We start from the raw sequence: 19,488 nt of genomic DNA, 5'->3' as shown, positions 1-19,488 counted from the left end.
CCTTTTTCAGATCTATGTATACAGCAATTATAGCTTACTGCTTTACCCCCGGAATGAAACTTTTATTGTACAGCAATATAAAAAGCCACCTTTGATCAATCCAATCGCTCATAGGTGGCTTATCGCATAATTAACTTTTCACTCTACTCAATTCCTTCTTTTACGAACAAGACGGGTCACCATCAAAAGCATAATAACCAATAGCACTACATACACGATATTGGCGTAAATATCTAAATAATAGACAATTCGCTCCCATGAATCACCTACTGCTGCGCCTATTTTCACCAATACCACATTCCACGTCATTGTGCCAAGTGTTGTTAAAAAGAGAAATAAGCCTAAAGGCATTCGCGCCATACCAGCAGGTAAAGAGATTAAACTGCGGATGAGTGGTACAAACCTACAAAAGAAAACTGCCATCACCCCATGGGCCAAAAACCAATCATTGGCTTTTCGAATATCTCCCTTCTTCAACCTCAGTAAAAAACCCCATTTGCTAATAACACTTTCAAGCTTATTGATATCTACCAATTTTCCAATCGCATATAACACAAGAGCACCTAGTAATGATCCCAATGTTGAAGCCAGAATAACTCCAGTAATCCCGAGATCACTATGTGTCGTCATAAATCCTCCAAACGTCAAAATGATCTCTGAAGGAATTGGTGGAAAGATGTTTTCAATAGTAATTAAAAAGAAAATCCCTATGTAGCCATATTGCTCCATCACATTGATGATCCAATTCTCCATATACTTTTATAGATGCCTCCCGCATGTTAAATTAGCCTTCCAACCAAAACAAAATCTGCCCTTCATTATTTTATTATTCCTATGTCGTAAACATTACTTGGTCATTTACTTTGATGCAATAGATTGGCCTTCAATTCAAAAAAAATGTTCTCCAAATATAAACTGCTTAGTACGATAGTAAATTATTGGTTTAAATGGAATTATGTGATGCGTGAGTGTACTTTAATTGTGGGGTCATCTGGTGCTGGAAAATCTACACTTGCAAGACAATTAGGAGCAGCCACTTCTTTGCCGATTATTCATTTAGATTCACTTTATTGGCAACCTGGATGGATTGGAACTGAAAAAGTACTGTTTAATGAGAAGCTTATTGTCGAACTTCAAAAGTTTGCATGGATTATCGATGGAAATTTCGATTCAACCCTTGAATTACGCGCTCAATATGCAGACCTAATTATTATGCTTGATTACGATAAAAAGCTATGTTTATACAGAGCGATGAAACGCTACATAACACATCTGGGTAAAACACGTGCTGATATGACTCCTGGGTGTCCAAAAAGATGGATGTAGAATTTATCAAATGGATTTGGACGTATCCAAAAGTAGCACGTCAAAATGCAATAGATGTATTGAGCTCAACTCCAGTGGATTCCATCATCATAAAAAGCCCTCGCCAACTTTCAAATTGGCTGTCTGATTATGAAAAACAGTTCCGTTAATCAATTCAAATTATTGATAAATTGCATACTTAAGATGTGAACAAACCCTTTCATTGGTCCATTCACATCTTTTTTTCGTTATTTAATATGCTGCTTTATCATTTGTTCGATTGTTGGCTACTTTATTTTTTGTCACTTTATATAAATTCACTGCACCCATTGCTACTGCTATTCCTACTACGTATAGTGCTATTTGATAACTATCTAAAATATTGACCAATAAGCCAAATAAAGACGGTGCTATAACGATAAATAATTGATTTAATGTTAAAGCAGAACTAACCGTTAAACCTATAAACAGAGGATCTGATTGTTCCGTGACACAAGCAATAAACAAAGAATACCAGCCGATTGCTACAAACCCCAATAAAAAACAGAATGGTAGCATTACTAATTTTGCATGGATAACCATTGGCAACATCACAGTATGAACGACTGTAATAATCATCACAATAAACAATAACCTTTCTCTATTGTGCTCAAAGAATTGATCACTCAGCCATGCAATGACTACTCGTCCAATCATCCCGCCAATTAAAACAAGGCTTAAATACTTTCCTGCATCTGTTAATGTGTAGCCCCCCTCTTGATGTAAATAACTCATAAAATGTGCGATGATAATCATTTGTAATGACATCATGACAATGCCAACAATATAGATTGGGTAAAGTTCTTTATTATTTTTTATTGAACGCATTTTCTCTTTAAACGACACTGATTTAGATGTTGACGAGTAGTTTGCTTTTGGCTCATGATACGCGAATAAGAAAAGCAATCCTCCCGCAATAGCGACAGCCCCCTGTACAATATGGACTGCTTGTAATTCAAAATGAAAATATGTATAGGTTAGTATGACTGAAGCTAAGGCCCCTCCAATCGGTATACCTGTCTGTCTGATTCCTAAAGCCAGTCCTCTATGTTTGTCTGGAAACCATTTCACAATCGCCGTGCTTCCACCAGTTTGAGCACTTCCATACCATACCCCAACTAAAAATAACAATAGTAGTAAGACCATATAATTGTTGACGAAAACAAGTGTTAATGCAGAAAGCCCTAGTAGTATCGCTCCCCACCCAATAATCAGTTTTTCTCCCTTTTTATCCATCCAATAGCCAAATAATATCATCGAAAACATCGGACCAATATTAACTGCCGAAACGATAAAGCCTGTTTGGAATGGGCTTAAATCCCATTCAATTTGATAAAATGCTGCGATTGGCCCCATTCCATACGTCACAAATGTTGCTGCTGTTTGTGCAAATGTAGCAACGATTACGATTAACCATCTATAATAATCTTTCAAAGCAGTACCTCCATTTTTTCATTTCAACTATGCATTTGTTGTTATATAGAGTTTACGCTGGATAGCTAGTCGCGTAAAATGGAAGAAAGTGATTGTTACTATCAAAATTTTTTATAGGGTGTGCAAAATAATATGAACATCGAAGATATCGCATTAAAAATCGAAATATTGAACCGTCAAAATTTAAGTAAATCCGCCGAAATCACCAATTATACGCAATCTGCTCTAACATCTAAAGTCAAAAAGATGGAGAAAGAAATCGGCCAACCTATTTTTAAACGTACACCGCAAGGCTTAAAAATTACCGATGTCGGTATTCACTATAAAAACTACCTTGAACGCATTACGCAAGAGTACGAGGAATTTTTACAAGCTATTGGTTCTGAGCAAGCGAATACGAAAGTAAATATTGGTGCATCACTTACAACAATCAAAATTTATGGTGCTTCTATCGTTAACGCATTAAATAACAATAACATTTCTCTCGATGTAGATTTTACGGTAGAATCTAGTATTTCTTTAAATGAAAAAGTACACAATGCCCAAATGGATTGTGCACTCACAAGTAAACCAATTAAAATCTATCCAGATTTAAACTATGACATCATAGCTACTGAAACATTTGAGGTAATTTCAAATGATTTACATATTATTAACTTTAATGAGCGTACAACGTTGACCTTACTCGTCTTAAGTAAAAGTTGCATGTATACGCGAGCAATCGTCGAATGGCTTAAAGACAATCAAATTCCATATAACATAAAAGAAATAAAATCTGTCAGTAGTATTCTAGATTTTCTACAAATAAAGCATTCAATTACTGTGTTAAATACCAAACTGATTGATCTTTATAAATTTACCAATATTCATAGTTACAATTTACCACTGGATAATTCGATACATACGGTTTTTATCTACAAAAAGAGCGAATATGATCAAAATAGTATCATTCAATTAAAAAATGTTATTCAATCTATCCTTTAGTCCTCTTTCATTTCAAAAAGCAACGATCCCTTAAGCCTAATAACTTTACAATATATTACTAGAATGTTAAATTAAATTAAATAAAATGTGTACAAATTGTGAAGTTGGACTTTTGTAGCTTATTATATTTTCTTTCTCTGGCCTTCTAAACGGTTATTGGTAAGGTTATCCACTAACTTTACTGTTATAAAACTATTAAAATCTTAATAGGGGCAAATTACATAAGAAAAGGAGCTCAAATATGAAAAAAGACAAAGGCTTTACTAGTACTATCTCATTTAAATTGTTTGTTTTGATCTTTTTTTTAATTACTGTTATAGGTTCTACAATTGGTATTACAAATTATCATTTTGCAAAAAAGGAATTAATCACTAGCGGAAAATTAGATTTAGCACATTTAACAAATTCCGCTACTGAAGTCCTTAAACTGTTAAATGATGACGTAGAGCTGGGTCATCTAACAAAAGAAGAAGCACAAGAAAAAGCACGCGCTGTTATACTCGGCCCTACTGCTAAAGATTCTTCACTTTTACATGACTATAGTAAGTCCAATTTTGTTTATAAAAACGAAGGCTATTTATTTGCCTACGATTCAGATCATCGCATTACTTTACATCCAGTAATTCCATTAAACGAAGATCGAACGAACTTTCAAAATAATCGTGGCCAATATGTAGTTCAAGATTTATTGAAAATTTCGCAAACATCTTCATATGAAGATCATTTTTATGAATACAGCTGGATCAATAATGAGGGTGAAAAGGAACGTGAGAAGATTTCTTACATCACCTATTTCGAACCTTGGGATTGGCATATTGGGATTGGTGCTTATATAGATGAATTTTATGCCCCCCTCGCTAAGTTAAAATGGATTTCTACTTTATTAACAGTACTTGCAGTTGTATTTGGTTTAACTATTTTCTATATTACAACGAAAAGGAAATTCGCATTACTAAGTGACATTTCACAATCATCCCTTCAAATTGCAGAAGGTGATTTAACCGGCAAGCAACTTCCAGAATCAAACGATGAAATTGGTCAGCTTGGCACAACTTTCAACCAAATGACACGAAATTTACGTAGCTTACTATTCGATGTAAAACAAACGATTGAAACACTATTAACATCAGCTAGCGAATTATCGGCCGTTTCCGAACAAACATCAGCTAGTAGTGATGAGATCGGAGTTGCGATGACAGAAATTGCAACAGGGGCAATTGGGCAGGCTTCTAATTTAGAAGAAACCAATAGAAGCTTAGATCTCTTAACGACTTCTATTGAAAAGATGAACAATCAAAATCAACAAATAAGAGATATCACAGCTATTTCTGAAGACGCAACAGCTAAAGGAAAAGATATCGTCACAGTTCTAAAAAAATCCAATGATGAATCGGCTGAAGCATCTGAACAAATAAGTATCGGTATTACAAAGCTCTATAATCAGCTTAAAGATATATCTAAAATCACAGACACAATTAATAACGTTTCGCAACAGACCAATTTATTGGCCTTAAATGCAAGCATTGAAGCAGCACGTGCCGGTGAACATGGTAAAGGATTTGCAGTTGTCGCAGAGGAAGTAAGGAAATTAGCAGAAGAATCTCGAACATCGACGCAGCAAATTCAGCAAATGATTACAGGCATTGAAAAAGAAGTTGAAGTTACAGTGTCAGCTATGGCTATGACCTATACCCTCTCTAGCCAACTACATGATGCAGTCAACGATACAGAAACTGAATTCAATAAAATCTCAGACACTGTTCAGGAAATAACTATGGGGATGGAGCACTTAAATACAGAAATTCATCAGGTGACCGCACAAAGTAAAGTAATTATTGATGCTATTCAAAACATATCTGCTATTTCAGAAGAAACAGCCGCTTCTTCTGAAGAAGTAACGGCATCCATCGATGAACAAATCAAAGCTATTCACAGTGTAACAACGTTAGCACAAGATTTAACGGAATTAAGTGAAAAGGTAAATGATACACTTAGAAAATATAATTTATAATTGTACTTTACAAAAAGGATTCATCACCCTAACTTTTGGATTAATTTCGGTTACGCCAATCAACAAACACTTTATTTTAAATGTTAACCCCACCTTTTGGTGATGAGCAAAAAAAATCGCTGACAGTTCTCACTGTCGGCGATTTTTCAAATCTAATGTAATAACGATTTTAAACTTTCTATTAATAGGAATACTCCTGTACAAATTAATAGGATGTATGTAAATAGCGTGAAAATCTGTTGGTTAATCTTCTTGAAAATAATTTGGCCAATATATAACCCGGTACATACAATTGGAATTGCATAAAGACTGTATTTCCATATTAATATGTTTGTTCCCGTAAAGAGGATTTGAGTTACAAGACTGATCGAAAATATTATGAGAAAGAAAGCTAAATTAGTTGCGCGTAGTTGCTCTTTTTTTATGCTTGTTCCTGTAAAGTAGAGTATTAATGGTGGTCCTGGCATCCCAATACTCGATGTCAGTATACCTGAAATACCACCAACAATAAAATCCCTATTAGAAGTAGCTTTGATTTTGAATTTGCATACTAATAACAACGTCAATAATATAAGAAGAATGCCCACAACTATTTTTATTACTGTAATATTACTAAACATAAAAATGATAAAGCCAAATGGTAGCCCTACTATACTACCTAACGAGATTCGTTTTAATAGAACCTTATCAATATCATCCCGTATTTTCCACACTAAAATTGAGGAAATGATTAACGATATAATTATATTTATTTGTATCGCCTCTTGTGGAAGAAATAGCATCAGCAAAAACGGTGTTGCCATGATTGAAAAACCAAAGCCGGTACTTGCTTGCAAAATAGAGGCTACTAATATGATACAAATGAAAATAACTATTGTTTCCAAAACCATCCCCCTAACCAATAATATACTAACTATTATTTTATCATTTCGAGGATGTTTTTTCATTTGGTTGCTATTCAATTGGTCACTTTTGAATTTTAACGACTACCTTAGATATCCACCATTATTCAGATCAAATGTCACCCCTGTATAATGCTTTGCTTTGTCTGATAATAAAAAAACTACGGTATCCGCTACATCTTTAGGCGTCACAGGTGAATCCATTAATTGCTGGTTTAAATACTCATCCTTTCTCCAATCCGATATGATTGGGGTATCTATTGATTCGAAATCATTAATGCTAAATAAATACCCCCATCTTACTTCTTTAAAGTGCTAATAATTAATTGATGTAAAAATGTATATGTTATTAACAAAAGAAAAAACTAAAAAGGATAGAGTATTAGTTCTTGCATTAAGTAGCCTTATCTTGTCGTTTCTTGAAATTCTATCTTTACCATTTTTTCAGTATCAGTTATGAATTCAATTCTTACAAAAACTCCGAATTCATGGTCACCTTCTTTTAACCAAAGCTTAAATTTTTCAATTGTAGATGCTTCTTTAGACTCGCTTCCCTCATACAAGTAGTCAATAATCTTCGCATTGGGATACTTTGTTTTAGTTTCTTTAATCGCGAGCTGGCCCCATTTAGCGTAGGATGGAATTTCTTGTTGTGCAAGAGCGGTAATCGGGGTTTGTGTTGGAACTACATTGGCTGTAAGTAAGGCGCCAAGTGCAATGATTTTTTTCCGCATAATTGAACTCATCTCCTTTCTTATAGGATGAGTCATTTGCTTAATATCATTCGACATTAAAAAAAACTCCATAACAAGTTTAAAAACCAGAATTGGCATGTGTATTATTGACTTGAAAATATTAACTTCATCACCGATAGATGAATGTATAGAATTAAAAACTTAATTACCCATCCTTTAGTCCTTATATTACACGTTAGGTAGTAACAGCTTTCTTAAAAGAACCTAAATTCATCACTACATGCGCTAACATACCCGCTACCAATCCCCAAAATGCGCCACCTACTCCTAGGAGAGTCACATTTGCTGCAGTAGCTAAAAATGTAATCAGTGCCGTTTCGCGATTGTCTGGGTTGCTCAATGCTTCCGATAAGCTATTTCCAATTGTCCCTAACAATGCTAAACCAGCTAGAGTGGCTATAAAAGTTGGTGGTAATGTTAAAAATAGTGTTACGAGTGTAACCCCGAAAATACCAACAACTATGTACATAAACCCACATATTATCCCAGCAATATAACGTTTTGATTTATCTTTATGGGCATCAGGACTTGTACAAATTGCGGAAGATATGGCTGCGATATTAAAAGCATGTGAACCAAACGGAGCCATCATTAATGAACCTAAACCTGTAACGGTCAATATCGGATTGGCGCTAGTTTTAAATCCATCTCTCCTTAAAATCAACATACCCGGGATATATTGTCCGGTTAAAGTGATAATAAATAAAGGTAACGCGACACCTAATACAGAAGCTATCGAAAATTCAGGCGTAGTTAACACCGGTAGCGCTAAATCGAGCCCAATACCATGGAAATTAACTTTATTTAGTAGGATGAGATATACTAACCCAACAACTAATATCCCTACTATTGCAAATCGGGAAACAAGACGTTTTATAACGATATACGTAAAAAACAACAGTATCACGAAGGCAGGCTCCACTTGCGCTCCACCGAATGCCGCTATTCCAAACTGCAGCAATATACCAGCCAATAAACCAGATGCAATGCCAGGTGGAATGTATTTAATGAGACGATCGAACATACCAGTCATGCCCAAAATAACGAATCCTATTGCAGACATGATATAAGCACCTATTGCTTCATTATATGAAGTAAATAATAATGCCGATGCTAAAAATGCTACACCTGGAGTGGACCAGGCTGTAATAATAGGCTCTTTATATTTGTAGCTTAACCATATGCCTGTTATGCCCACACCTATGGATAAGGAGAAAACCCATGAGGCGGTTAATTCGGGACTTAGATTTGCAACTTTGGCAGCTTGGAATATAATCGCAAAAGTTCCTCCATATTAATAAGAACGGATACTAATGCAGCAATTGATGGAAAAAAAAGATCATCTACATGAATCACACTTGTTTTGGATTTCATTTCGTACTCACCTCTTTAAGTATTAATAGCTCATCGTACACAGTAACTTTGCAAATCATAATTCTTTTAAATTATGAAAATGAATGATAAATACTATTTACAATCAACTGAATGCAATCGCGAATATTTAAAATATTTGCGTGCCATCTTTATAAGTTAGAATACAAAGGAAAACGGCTTGTTAAAGTAGACACTCGCTTACTCACTTTCACTAGCTCCTGCTCATTTTCAATATTCTTAAGCGTTATTGCGACAAGTTCGCCAATCTCGTCCATCGTTTCCTCATTAAAACCGCGTGATGTCACTGCTGCCGTACCTAGACGGATTCCGCTTGTCACAAAAGGTTTCTCTGGATCAAAAGGTATACTATTTTTGTTAGACGTAATCCCCACTTTATCAAGTGTTATTTCAGCGACCTTTCCTGTAACACCAATTGAACGCAAATCTAACAGAAGTAAGTGATTATCTGTTCCTCCTGAAACTATATCTATGCCTTCCAATTGTAACTTCTTTGCCAATCGTTTTGCATTCGTAACAATAGCTTGTGAATACGTTTTGAACTCATCAGTAAGCGCCTCACCAAGAGCTACAGCTTTTGCAGCAATCACGTGCATAAGTGGTCCACCCTGAATTCCTGGAAAAATGGATTTATCAAGCCTTTTTCCATATTCTTTCCCAGTCTCTTCATTACACAAGATCATACCACCACGAGGTCCACGGAGTGTTTTATGGGTTGTTGTTGTTACAAAATGTGCATATGGAATTGGATTTTGGTGTAGTCCTGCCGCGATTAGGCCTGCAATGTGCGCAATATCTGCCATAAAGAAAGCACCCACTTCATCGGCAATTTCACGAAATTTCTTAAAATCCATTTCTCTAGGATAAGCGCTGGCCCCTGCAATAATCAGCTTGGGTTTTGTTTTCTGCGCAACTTCAAGAACATAATCGTAATCAATATGTTGAGTATCCTCACGAACCCCATATTGTACAAAGTTAAATTGCCTGCCGCTAAAATTGACTGGACTTCCGTGGGTCAAGTGTCCACCATGAGACAAGTTCATGCCTAATACCGTGTCACCTTGTTCAAGAATTGTATAGTATACAGCCATATTCGCCTGTGAACCGGAATGAGGCTGAACATTCACATAGGATGCACCAAAAATCTGTTTTGCGCGATCACGGGCGATCTCTTCAGCAATATCTACGAACTCACATCCTCCGTAATATCTATGTCCTGGATAACCTTCAGCATATTTATTCGTTAAAACAGACCCTTGCGCTTCCATTACTGCCTTTGATGCAAAGTTTTCAGAAGCGATTAATTCGATTTTTGATCTCTGACGTTCTAATTCATTTTCAATAGCTTCATATAATAAAGGATCCTGCATTTTGATAAAATTCATAGCTTGTTTCTCTCCATTCACAATTTATTTGAATACCTTAATTCCTATGCAAAACGGTTTCTATCCCTGCCTAAAAGCGGAAAGTAGCTATTCAACAGAATTTGGCTTAAACATCTTTTCCACTTCAATCGGACTCTCTTTTGCTGTAAGATGATGTGGTTTGATGCTATAAACTTGAACTGCCGATCCATAAATTGATGACCTATACTTTTCAACATGTTGTTTAGAAAGCGAACGGCTATGATAACCTGGAATATATTTATCCATCATTTCTTGCAATACACTTGTCGATTCCTCTAACTCTGTGACAACCTCCGCTTTCCCGAAAAGTATGACACTCATATACGCTGTATCTGTCTTTGCTGGAACTGGATCAGTAATGGTGCCATATTCTACACAAACTGTGAAACAGACTTCAGCATTATCCTTCATGATTTGATTTCTTTTCCCCCCCTCTGCACCATGAAAATAGATTTTGTCATTCATCCACACATAATTTAATGGCACAACATATGGATGTTTCCCATCCGATAGACCAAGGTGGCCGACCCTCGAAGTCTGAAGAAAATTCTCGATTTTTCTCTGATCCTTACACTCCCTAGCCTTATAACGTATTGAATTCAAATCGAATCCACTCCTTTGTAGTTTGTTCTACTGTCATCCTTTACGGATTTTCGCGTATGCGTGACTGTGGAAGTACTAAGATGTTTTTTCCACTTGCTTGTAGTTTAGTAGTTTTTGGAATGGTATGATATATCCAAATATACAGTTTTTTATCAGTCCATAAAGGAGTCCGATACGTAATGCTAAAAGTCGATCGACATGATAGTAAACCAATTTGGAAACAGCTACTAGATCAAGCAATACATAATATTACAAGCGGAAAATGGAGAGCTGGTTATCGACTACCCCCGACTCGTGAACTCGCGCAACAATTAGGAATCGCTCGCTCAACGGTACAGGCGATGTATGAAGAACTTTTTAGTAGAGGCTATACGGTTACATCACGGCGTGGAGGAACACGAGTAAGTGACTGGAACCAGCCCTTGATTTCAAAAGAAGAAAGATTAGCTCACCACCTGACACTACCTCCGCTTCCAGTTTTAGAAGAAGCAGTAGGCCGATTACATGATTGGTCAGGTGAGAAAAGGCAAAACGCTGTCGATATTGATTTTTCTCCTCATGAGCCTTACTTAGACCCTTTATTTCAGAAAAAATGGAGGCAATCTTTTCTCCATGCGTCGGCCAAAGCGGATTTATCCTGCTGGACTTATGGAAACACTTTTGGTTACGAACCTTTGCGACGTCAAATTCAGCATTATTTATCAGTAGAACGAGGAATCCATGTTGATATTGAACAGATTTTACTCACATCAGGTGCTCAGCAAAGCATAGATTTGATCTCACAAGCACTTCTCTTAGAGGGGGACACAGTATCAGTTGAGGATCCAGGATTTCCACCTGCTTGGCTGACAATGATGTACCGCAAGATGAACATCATACCCGTACCAGTTGATGAACAAGGTATTGTTGTCGATTGTATTCCTACACAATCTAAACTTGTCTATGTTACACCTTCCCATCAATGTGCGACCGGTGTAATCATGTCTGTTAAGCGGCGAAGGCAACTATTTGAACGTGCAATTCGTAATAAAACCTGGATTGTAGAAGACGACTATGATAGTGAATTTCGCCATAGTGGTGAGCCCCTTCCGACATTATTTAGCCAAGAACCTGCTTGTACGCTCTACCTTATGAGTTTTTCTAAAATGATTGCCCCAGGAATTAGGATTTCGGCCATAATTGGACCCGCTGAAGCAATTACGCAAATCGCTCGGGTGCAAAACCTCACTTCTAGACACCTTCCCATCATGGAGCAGTTAACACTTGCTCACTTCATTGAGCATGGTCATTTTATGCTACATATGAGACGTGTCAGAAATGTCTACCGACGAAGGCACGAGGCTATGATAAAGGCAATAGCTTCAACCAAATTAGGAGAGGTATTTTCAGTTAAAGGTGTGGAAACAGGTCTGCATATGTTACTGGAAGCAAGTGAAGATTTTAATGAAGAAGAAATGACGAAAAAGGCATTAGGGAATGGGGTACGTGTCTATCCCCTCAGCCCTTACTGTCTTGAGAGTAAGCGAAAGGGTTGGGTATTGGGATACTCCAAAGTAGATGAGGAAACAATTATTCGTGGTATTCGACAATTGTCTAATATTCTTACATGAAATACTGAAAAAAGCCGACATCAAACTTGATGCCGGCTACTTTGATTCACGATTGGGTACCTCAACTAACAGGACCGTTATATTCTACGTATAAATTTCTTCTACGCCATACACTTAATGCAAGACCTACAATAAACGCGCCAAGCATTGTCGGCATCAGTCCATAGCTAACAAACGGCATTGGCATGACTACAATCGGTAAAAAACCAAATGTCATGCCGACATGATAGACAAACTGCCCGCCAAAAATCGTCATACCGCCAATAAGGAGTAAGCGTGCATAAGGATCCTGAACACGAAGTACAATCTTCATTAAACGAATAACACATAAAGCTAATAATGTTATAAAAACAATAACAAATGCATAACCATATGACTGAATCACGCCTACTAATACAAAATCCGTATGCGAATCTGGAATAACCATGCTATCACTTGCACCGATCCATTTTCCTTGCGTGATAACATTTTGAAGTAGCGTATAATAAAATCCTTTTTTATCCACATGCACCTCTGGATTGAAAAAAACGCCAATTTGCGAAAGTTGAAAAGTTCGAATCGTTTTCACAAAAAATAATAGTATAGCACTTCCAAACGTCACACCAATCCCCGTGGCAATCAATTTGATTTTCTTTGAAAAAGTGCTGTACCAGAAAAGCACGGCAACTAACATGCAATACATAACTAAAGTCACTGTTTGCCCATTAAAAGCGAGTAAAAAAAGAGAGATGAAAAATAAACGGATACACATCAACAGATTCGTCCGATTATGAAACAAGGTTGCCCAAGCAATAACATAAAACGGTATCGCCATCGAACTTTCTATTCTTAACGAGCCAATGACGAATATAGGTTGACCACCCATATATCCCGTACGAAATGCATGAACACAGAGTAAAATAGCTGTCCCAATACCGAAAAATACATAGCCGTATTTCTGTAACTTTCGATAATCCAAAAACATCAAACCTATCGCAAGAATAATCCCTAGTACAACGAAAATAACTTTTCTCTTCACAAGTAAATCTGAACTATACATCGTCTGTGTCATAACAGGTAAAAAACTCAGCAACATAACTAACACCAACAAACCTATCAGCAACCAGTCCACTTTCGGTTTATGGATTTTATTTAATGACGCACCTAATGTTGATGGACTCCCCATTTCTGCAATCGCTTTTTGTAAAGCCTCCTCTTCAGTCAACCCTTTATTCATCCACCCTTGTTGTGCATGTTTAATATGTTGCGTTAATTCTGTAACTACGAATGAACGTGCATCTTTTGATTTGATATAGTTTGTGACGCGTTTTAAATATGTATCTAGTACATTCATGAAACCTCACCCCTGTAGTAAAATTTTTCTAGCGAATTTATTGGATGAGGGTTTCTTTAGCAATTTTTCACCTTGCTTGCTCAGAACATAAAACTTCTCTCCTTCATCCGACCAATGTGCGTATACCTGTCCTTCCTGTTCCAATTGATGGAGCAAAGCATACAGCGCTCCTTCATTACGTTCAATCCCTTTCATCCCTCTAGCAAGGAGTAATTGAGTTAACTCATATCCTGTTTTTTGCTGCATTAAGAGTTGGAGCACTGCCAATCGTACATCTTCTATCTCAGAAAGTTGAGCGATTTTCTCTAGAACAGCTTGTCTATGATTATCTTTAAATTCTAGCTTCTTAAATGTTGTCTTTTTCATCGATTTTCGTAGATTGTTTAAGTCCATGCTTGTACCTCCCATTGCTCTTTTAATAAGGCTTTACCTTTACGCAGCCTCGTTTTTACCGTATTGCTATTGATTGCAAGTACATGTGCAATTTCTTTTATGGAAAGTTCTTCAAAATAAAACAAATAAATTACTTCACGATATAGTATTGGTAGTTGCATTACATTTCCCGCCAACCTAGCATCCTCATCTTGTTGGATTACGGTTTGCTCGACATCGACATTACTTTCTTGGCGACTGAAATGATCATCTGTGCTTATATGTACATTTTGGTTGTACCAACTTTTTAAGTAATCTTTACAGTGATTAATGCCAATCCGCCAAAGCCATGTTTTTACGGACGATTTGCCTTTATATGTAGGGAGTGCCTGATAACACTTCACGAATATTTCCTGTGTTAAATCTTCAGCAATTGCCTGATTTTTCACATAAGCATATACAAGCTGTAACAATTCTTGTCCATACGCTTGAATAATATCATCTATGGTATGCACCTGCGTATTTTCAAGTGATAATGTAAATTCATCCACGTTCGTACCTCCATTTCAACTATTAGACGAGTCCCAAATAACAAAAGTTTGCATAAAAAAGAACAATCATACTTTACTCGATGATTGTTCTTTTAAATCACTAACTAATATTTACATCGCATCGTTTTCTAAAAGCAGTTTTTGCTGTAGATTACTGTATATTCCTTGTCGCTTCATTAACTGTTGGTGATTGCCTTGCTCCACAATTTCACCTTGCTGGATGACAAGAATTTGGTCAGCATTTTCAATTGTTTTCAAACGATGTGCAATGACAAAGCTCGTTCTTCCTTGCATCAAACGTAGTAACCCTTTTTGAATATCGACCTCGGTCTGCGTATCGACGCTGGACGTTGCTTCATCTAAAATTAATATATCGGCATTTTCTAAAATAGCACGTGCAATCGCAAGTAGCTGTCTTTGCCCTTGACTTAGATTCGCCCCACCCGCTTGTACAGGTGTGTCATATTGCTCTGGCAAATATTTAATAAAGTTATGTGCATTAGCAATTTTCGCAGCCTCCTCTACTTCTTCATCTGTGGCATCCAGTTTGCCGAAGCGGATATTTTCTCGAATAGTTCCAGAAAATAAGTACGTATCTTGTAAGACGACACCTACACGCTTACGAATTGTCGCCATTTTATAGTCTTGTATATTAGTATTATCAATAAGGATTTCTCCAGCATCCACATCGTAAAAGCGTGTTAGTAAGTTAATAATCGTCGTTTTTCCAGATCCAGTTGGTCCGACAAGTGCGATTGTTTCACCCACTTTTGCATGGAAGCTAATGTTTTTTAATACAGGCTTATCTGCTACATAGCTAAATGACACATCGCGGAATATTACATCTCCTAATAGATGCTTACAATCACGTGCCCCTTCTTTATCGGCTACTTCTGATGGTTCGTCTAAAATCTCAAATACACGCTCCGCTCCAGCAATGGCTGACTGAAATGTATTCAGTAAGGTAGAGAGCTGATTGAGTGGACGGAAAAACTGACGAGTGTACGTTACAAATGCGGCAATAACACCGACCGTAACAACACCTTTCACTGCTAATACTGCGCCTGTACCAATGACAACCGTTAGTCCTAAGTTATTCATGAAATTGTTCATCGGCCCTAGTAAACCAGATGTTATCTCAGCGCGCTGTGCCGAATTACGTAACGCTTCATTTTGTTGATGGAACGTTTCAATTGTTTGCTGTTCTTTTCCAAACAACGTCACAACTTCTGCTCCTGTAATCATTTCTTCGACATAACCATTTAGTTTCCCTAAATCTCGCTGACGTGCCACATAGTTTTTACTACTACGTTTGACGATTTGCTTTGTTGTAAAAACGATTAATGGAATAATAATAAGTGTCACGATGGCTAATTGCCAGCTTAATGAGAACATCGCAATACTTACACCAATGACAGTTAAAATAGACGAGACGATTTGCGTGACACTTTGCGCTAAAGCTGTATTTAAATTATCAATATCATTTGTCACGCGACTCATTAAATCACCTAGTGCACGTTGGTCGAAAAATTTTAGAGTTAACGTTTGGAGTTTATTAAATAACTCTAAACGTAGTGTGCGTATTGTCTTCATCGACACATTAATCATGACAAACGTTTGTAGCCACGTAAAAATAGACACTACTGTGAACACAGCTGCTAGTACCAGCCCTAGACGAATTGTGCCATCAATGTCTTTCTTCATGATGTACGCATCGACAATATGTCCGATTAAATACGGTCCTGCAAGACTTAGAAATGTAGAAGCAATAACAAAGAAAATCGAGAAATATAACCCAACTTTTTGTTGTTTCAAATATTGCCATACACGTAGAATTGTTGCTTTTTGGTTCGTAGCCTTTTCAGCAGGTCCACCAATGCGGGGGCCTCGACCGAAGTTCATTTGTTTTGGTTGATTTTGACTCATAGTTGTTCACCAGCCTTTTGTTGGGATGCGTAAATAGCTTGATAGGCCACGTTATCTTTCAGTAATTGTTGATGAGTTCCTTGCCCAACGATTTCGCCGTCTTCCATAACTAATATGTGATCCGCTTGCTGAATCGAGGCAATTTTGGAAGCCACAATAAAAGTAGTCGTATCAGGGAAGTTTGTAGCAATTGCCTGTTGTACATGTTTCTCTGATGCACTGTCTAATGCTGATGTCGTATCATCAAGCACTAAAATAGCAGGTTGTCTTACAAATGCACGGGTTAACGCTAAACGTTGCTTTTGCCCACCAGATAAATTCGTGGCGCCTTGTGTTAGCTCATGTGCCAAGCCATTTTCGAGCTTGTCAACAAATTCAGATGCACAGGCGGCGTCTAGTGCATTATGTAATTCCTCAATTGTTGCATCTTCGTTACCAAGTCGAATATTTTTTTCAATTGCTCCAGAAAATAGTAATGCTTTTTGTGACGTAAAGCCAATATGCTCACGTAATGTCGTTAATGCATAGTCTTTTAATGACTTGCCGTCAATAAGTACTTCACCATTTGTCGGATCAAAAAGACGTGGCAGTAGTTTCACCAACGTTGACTTACCACTACCTGTTTTACCGATAATACCAACTGTTTGCCCAGCTTTTATAGAAAATGTCACGTTCTTCAATACATCTTCTGCAGATTCATAATAGCGGTAGTTAACATTTTTGAAGTCAACTGCTCCTTTAATCTTTTGCGAACTAGCTTGTTCTGCTTCCCTTACTGCTACCTCTCTATTAAGTACATCAACAATACGTTCTCCTGAAGGAATCGCACGCGCAATTTGCATAAGTACCATACTTGACGACATAAGGCCGTTTAAAATAATTGTCAAATAGTTAATGAAAGCTAATATTACCCCAACTTGTAGCATACCCGCCTCGACTTTAATAGCTCCAAGCCATAACCCCGCCACAATACCAAGGTTTACAACAAACATCGTAATGGGTACAAGTAAACCAACAATTTGCTCTGCCGAAATAAAACGTTTTGTCAGTGTATCATTGAGTACGCCAAACTGATTCACTTGTTGCTGCTCACGACGAAAAGCCTTAACCACTCGAATCCCTGCTAAATTTTCCTGTAGCTTCGTATTCACACCATCAATTGCCTCTTGTACTCGTCGATATAAAACTCCTGAATACCTTGTAAAAAAGTACATCGCAATAATTAAGATTGGCACAATTACCAATAAAATCGAAAATAATTCTCGTGCTGTCACAAAAATAATGACAATTGCACCAATAAATAATAGCGGTCCACGCACAAAAATACGCAACGTCATCATGAACGCGCGTTGAATACTTTCAACATCACTCGTCAAAATCGTAATGAGCTTCCCTGTCGTAAATGCATCTCGTTCCTTCGCTGAATATGTCATCATCTTCTCAAATAATGCTTCGCGCACGTCTGATGCAAAGTGAATCGCTGCCTTTGAGCTAAAGTAAGAACAGCCGATTCCTCCTACAAGGCCGAGCACTGCACTCCCTAGCATCCATCCAAACATCGTCATCACATACGCATTGTCACTGTTTGCAATACCAGTATCAATCATATGTTGCATAATCGTTGGCTGGATTAAATCCATTGCGACTTCTAATACCATCAGAAGTGGCGCAATAATCGTAAAGAATTTATAAGGCGCTAAAAACTGCCCTAATTGTTTCACTGCTTGCATTTATTCGTCTCCGTTTCTACTAATAGAATCTACTCTTTATTATAACTGAAAATTATTCTCATTAGGGAAAAAGTTTTTCGTGGCACGTAATATATTAAACTAAAACAATTTTTTCATTAAAAAAGACTAATCTGAAAGTTTTCAAATCAGTCCTATTACGAATTTATACAAACGTTATAATCCTCATTAATCGTATGTAAAAGCTATTCACCTCTCAATTTTTATACTTATTAAGAAGTAAGGCATAAGATTAATCCTTGTTTGTAGCTATTTCAGAAGTATTGGATTCTTTCAAGTTTGTTTCGTCTTCATATAACTCAAATAGCTGTGTAAATTCGTTAATTACTCCATCAATTGCTTTTAACTCTCCAACTAAAATAGCGTTAATCGTTTGAAGTTCCGTTGTTTCAAGCTGTTGTTTCAATGTAGTACGCTTAACCTGTAATCGATTTAAAAATTCAATGGCACGGCCACGTCGAAACGTTTGAGCTCCTCTACCGCCTCCACGACCATGGCCTCGACCACCGCCTCGTCTTTGTTTGCTGTCATCTCGACTATAATCTTCAATGTTCAAACCTTCTGAATGTCGAAATCTTTTTTCCCTCATAAATACCACACCCTCGAATACAATTGTATACAAACGCATACTAACAGTCAATGTTTATTACAATCCCCTGCTCGATTTAACACATATGCAACCAAAGGGTACAAATGTATTTCAATATATCGTTGACAATTGTGACTATTATGACTTAGTCGTTATGGAAGACTGCATTCCAAATATTCGAGAAAATCTTCTCAGCAAATTGCAATACATTTTCCAAGAGAAAATGTCATTTGTCAGCAACAAGTACGTTGAAATTAATGACGACTATTTCATTCAGTATCGCTCATATGGCATTTATAGTTTATTCTTGAGTGGATTCGTAACGACTATGATGCTTCCCCTTCCGAGATGGCTCGTCGCATTATTAATTTTATTACATATTCAATCCTCTCTAATGATGCAGTTAAAGGGAGAAGAATAATCACTGTACTACAAATCGAGTAGGAGGGAGCGACTAACTCCCGTCCTCTCACACCACCGTACGTACGGATCCGTATACGGCGGTTCCATGAAGTCTGACGGACAGCG

The 19,488-nt window shown here is 37.1% G+C and carries 20 protein-coding genes and 1 pseudogene; 6 read left to right on the top strand and 15 right to left on the bottom strand.

Annotated features, from left to right (window positions below):
• Window positions 1-147 precede the first annotated feature (147 nt).
• A complete protein-coding gene (locus ACIQZG_RS18825) occupies window positions 148-753 on the bottom strand; it encodes a DedA family protein (protein WP_402757002.1) in 606 nt (201 codons plus the stop codon).
• A 207-nt stretch (window positions 754-960) separates the two neighbouring features.
• Here ACIQZG_RS18825 and ACIQZG_RS18820 point away from each other — a divergent pair, with 207 nt between their 5' ends.
• The gene (locus tag ACIQZG_RS18820) at window positions 961-1,326 is read left to right on the top strand and encodes a P-loop NTPase family protein (RefSeq protein WP_402757001.1); all 366 of its coding nucleotides are present in this window, start codon (window positions 961-963) and stop codon (window positions 1,324-1,326) included.
• Window positions 1,317-1,475, top strand: coding sequence for a P-loop NTPase family protein (locus ACIQZG_RS18815; RefSeq protein ID WP_402757000.1), 159 nt, complete (start codon window positions 1,317-1,319; stop codon window positions 1,473-1,475). Before ACIQZG_RS18820 ends, ACIQZG_RS18815 begins: the two co-directional genes overlap by 10 nt.
• A gap of 82 nt (window positions 1,476-1,557) precedes the next feature.
• On the opposite strand, the gene ACIQZG_RS18810 is transcribed toward ACIQZG_RS18815, so the two are convergent.
• On the bottom strand, window positions 1,558-2,778 hold the full coding sequence (locus ACIQZG_RS18810) for an MFS transporter (RefSeq protein ID WP_402756999.1): 1,221 nt from the start codon (window positions 2,776-2,778) through the stop codon (window positions 1,558-1,560).
• A gap of 132 nt (window positions 2,779-2,910) precedes the next feature.
• Between ACIQZG_RS18810 and ACIQZG_RS18805 the strand changes: the two genes are divergently transcribed.
• Together ACIQZG_RS18805 and ACIQZG_RS18800 are read left to right on the top strand one after the other, a co-directional pair.
• Entirely contained in the window at window positions 2,911-3,762 is an 852-nt protein-coding gene (locus ACIQZG_RS18805; RefSeq protein ID WP_402756998.1) for a LysR family transcriptional regulator, read from the top strand.
• A 241-nt stretch (window positions 3,763-4,003) separates the two neighbouring features.
• A complete protein-coding gene (locus ACIQZG_RS18800) occupies window positions 4,004-5,773 on the top strand; it encodes a methyl-accepting chemotaxis protein (protein ID WP_402756997.1) in 1,770 nt (589 codons plus the stop codon).
• Between the two features lie 152 nt (window positions 5,774-5,925).
• Here ACIQZG_RS18800 and ACIQZG_RS18795 read toward each other — a convergent pair whose 3' ends face one another.
• From ACIQZG_RS18795 to ACIQZG_RS18765, 7 genes and pseudogenes are all read right to left on the bottom strand, one after another.
• Window positions 5,926-6,657: a sulfite exporter TauE/SafE family protein gene (locus tag ACIQZG_RS18795; RefSeq protein WP_402756996.1), complete on the bottom strand. Its 732-nt coding sequence runs from the start codon at window positions 6,655-6,657 to the stop codon at window positions 5,926-5,928.
• A 102-nt stretch (window positions 6,658-6,759) separates the two neighbouring features.
• A pseudogene (locus ACIQZG_RS18790) lies at window positions 6,760-6,921 on the bottom strand (3-ketoacyl-ACP reductase); the annotation flags it as partial.
• Window positions 6,922-7,079: 158 nt separating this feature from the next.
• On the bottom strand, window positions 7,080-7,409 hold the full coding sequence (locus ACIQZG_RS18785; protein WP_483869793.1) for a DUF3889 domain-containing protein: 330 nt from the start codon (window positions 7,407-7,409) through the stop codon (window positions 7,080-7,082).
• Between the two features lie 196 nt (window positions 7,410-7,605).
• Window positions 7,606-8,703 (bottom strand): benzoate/H(+) symporter BenE family transporter, encoded by a 1,098-nt coding sequence (locus tag ACIQZG_RS18780; RefSeq protein ID WP_402757040.1) that lies wholly within the window; start codon window positions 8,701-8,703, stop codon window positions 7,606-7,608.
• The gene (locus ACIQZG_RS18775) at window positions 8,673-8,804 is read right to left on the bottom strand and encodes a hypothetical protein (protein ID WP_402756994.1); all 132 of its coding nucleotides are present in this window, start codon (window positions 8,802-8,804) and stop codon (window positions 8,673-8,675) included. Before ACIQZG_RS18775 ends, ACIQZG_RS18780 begins: the two co-directional genes overlap by 31 nt.
• Before the next feature lie 149 nt (window positions 8,805-8,953).
• Entirely contained in the window at window positions 8,954-10,207 is a 1,254-nt protein-coding gene (gene glyA / locus ACIQZG_RS18770; protein ID WP_402756993.1) for a serine hydroxymethyltransferase, read from the bottom strand.
• Between the two features lie 87 nt (window positions 10,208-10,294).
• Window positions 10,295-10,831 carry a pyridoxamine 5'-phosphate oxidase family protein gene (locus ACIQZG_RS18765; RefSeq protein ID WP_402756992.1) on the bottom strand — a complete coding sequence of 179 codons (537 nt, stop codon included), beginning with the start codon at window positions 10,829-10,831 and terminating at the stop codon, window positions 10,295-10,297.
• A 179-nt stretch (window positions 10,832-11,010) separates the two neighbouring features.
• Between ACIQZG_RS18765 and pdxR the strand changes: the two genes are divergently transcribed.
• Window positions 11,011-12,441: a MocR-like pyridoxine biosynthesis transcription factor PdxR gene (gene pdxR, locus ACIQZG_RS18760; RefSeq protein WP_402756991.1), complete on the top strand. Its 1,431-nt coding sequence runs from the start codon at window positions 11,011-11,013 to the stop codon at window positions 12,439-12,441.
• A 61-nt stretch (window positions 12,442-12,502) separates the two neighbouring features.
• Here the strand turns inward: pdxR and ACIQZG_RS18755 are convergent, their stop codons facing one another.
• The 6 genes from ACIQZG_RS18755 to ACIQZG_RS18730 form a co-directional block, all read right to left on the bottom strand.
• Window positions 12,503-13,774, bottom strand: coding sequence for an FtsW/RodA/SpoVE family cell cycle protein (locus ACIQZG_RS18755; protein WP_402756990.1), 1,272 nt, complete (start codon window positions 13,772-13,774; stop codon window positions 12,503-12,505).
• A gap of 6 nt (window positions 13,775-13,780) precedes the next feature.
• Entirely contained in the window at window positions 13,781-14,167 is a 387-nt protein-coding gene (locus ACIQZG_RS18750; protein ID WP_402756989.1) for a PadR family transcriptional regulator, read from the bottom strand.
• Window positions 14,158-14,697 carry a sigma-70 family RNA polymerase sigma factor gene (locus ACIQZG_RS18745; protein WP_402756988.1) on the bottom strand — a complete coding sequence of 180 codons (540 nt, stop codon included), beginning with the start codon at window positions 14,695-14,697 and terminating at the stop codon, window positions 14,158-14,160. Before ACIQZG_RS18745 ends, ACIQZG_RS18750 begins: the two co-directional genes overlap by 10 nt.
• A gap of 111 nt (window positions 14,698-14,808) precedes the next feature.
• Entirely contained in the window at window positions 14,809-16,623 is a 1,815-nt protein-coding gene (locus ACIQZG_RS18740; RefSeq protein ID WP_402756987.1) for an ABC transporter ATP-binding protein, read from the bottom strand.
• The gene (locus ACIQZG_RS18735; RefSeq protein WP_402756986.1) at window positions 16,620-18,353 is read right to left on the bottom strand and encodes an ABC transporter ATP-binding protein; all 1,734 of its coding nucleotides are present in this window, start codon (window positions 18,351-18,353) and stop codon (window positions 16,620-16,622) included. The genes ACIQZG_RS18740 and ACIQZG_RS18735 overlap by 4 nt, the downstream gene beginning before the upstream one ends.
• A 250-nt stretch (window positions 18,354-18,603) precedes the next feature.
• Window positions 18,604-18,960 carry a hypothetical protein gene (locus ACIQZG_RS18730; protein ID WP_402756985.1) on the bottom strand — a complete coding sequence of 119 codons (357 nt, stop codon included), beginning with the start codon at window positions 18,958-18,960 and terminating at the stop codon, window positions 18,604-18,606.
• An 85-nt stretch (window positions 18,961-19,045) separates the two neighbouring features.
• Here ACIQZG_RS18730 and ACIQZG_RS18725 point away from each other — a divergent pair, with 85 nt between their 5' ends.
• Entirely contained in the window at window positions 19,046-19,381 is a 336-nt protein-coding gene (locus tag ACIQZG_RS18725; RefSeq protein ID WP_402756984.1) for a hypothetical protein, read from the top strand.
• Window positions 19,382-19,488 lie beyond the last annotated feature (107 nt).

This window comes from Lysinibacillus sp. NPDC096418, assembly GCF_044762775.1.
In the GTDB taxonomy this organism is placed as follows: Bacteria; Bacillota; Bacilli; order Bacillales_A; family Planococcaceae; genus Lysinibacillus.
Note: the sequence above shows the minus strand (reverse complement) of the source record. Positions and strands in the feature narration are given on the sequence as shown.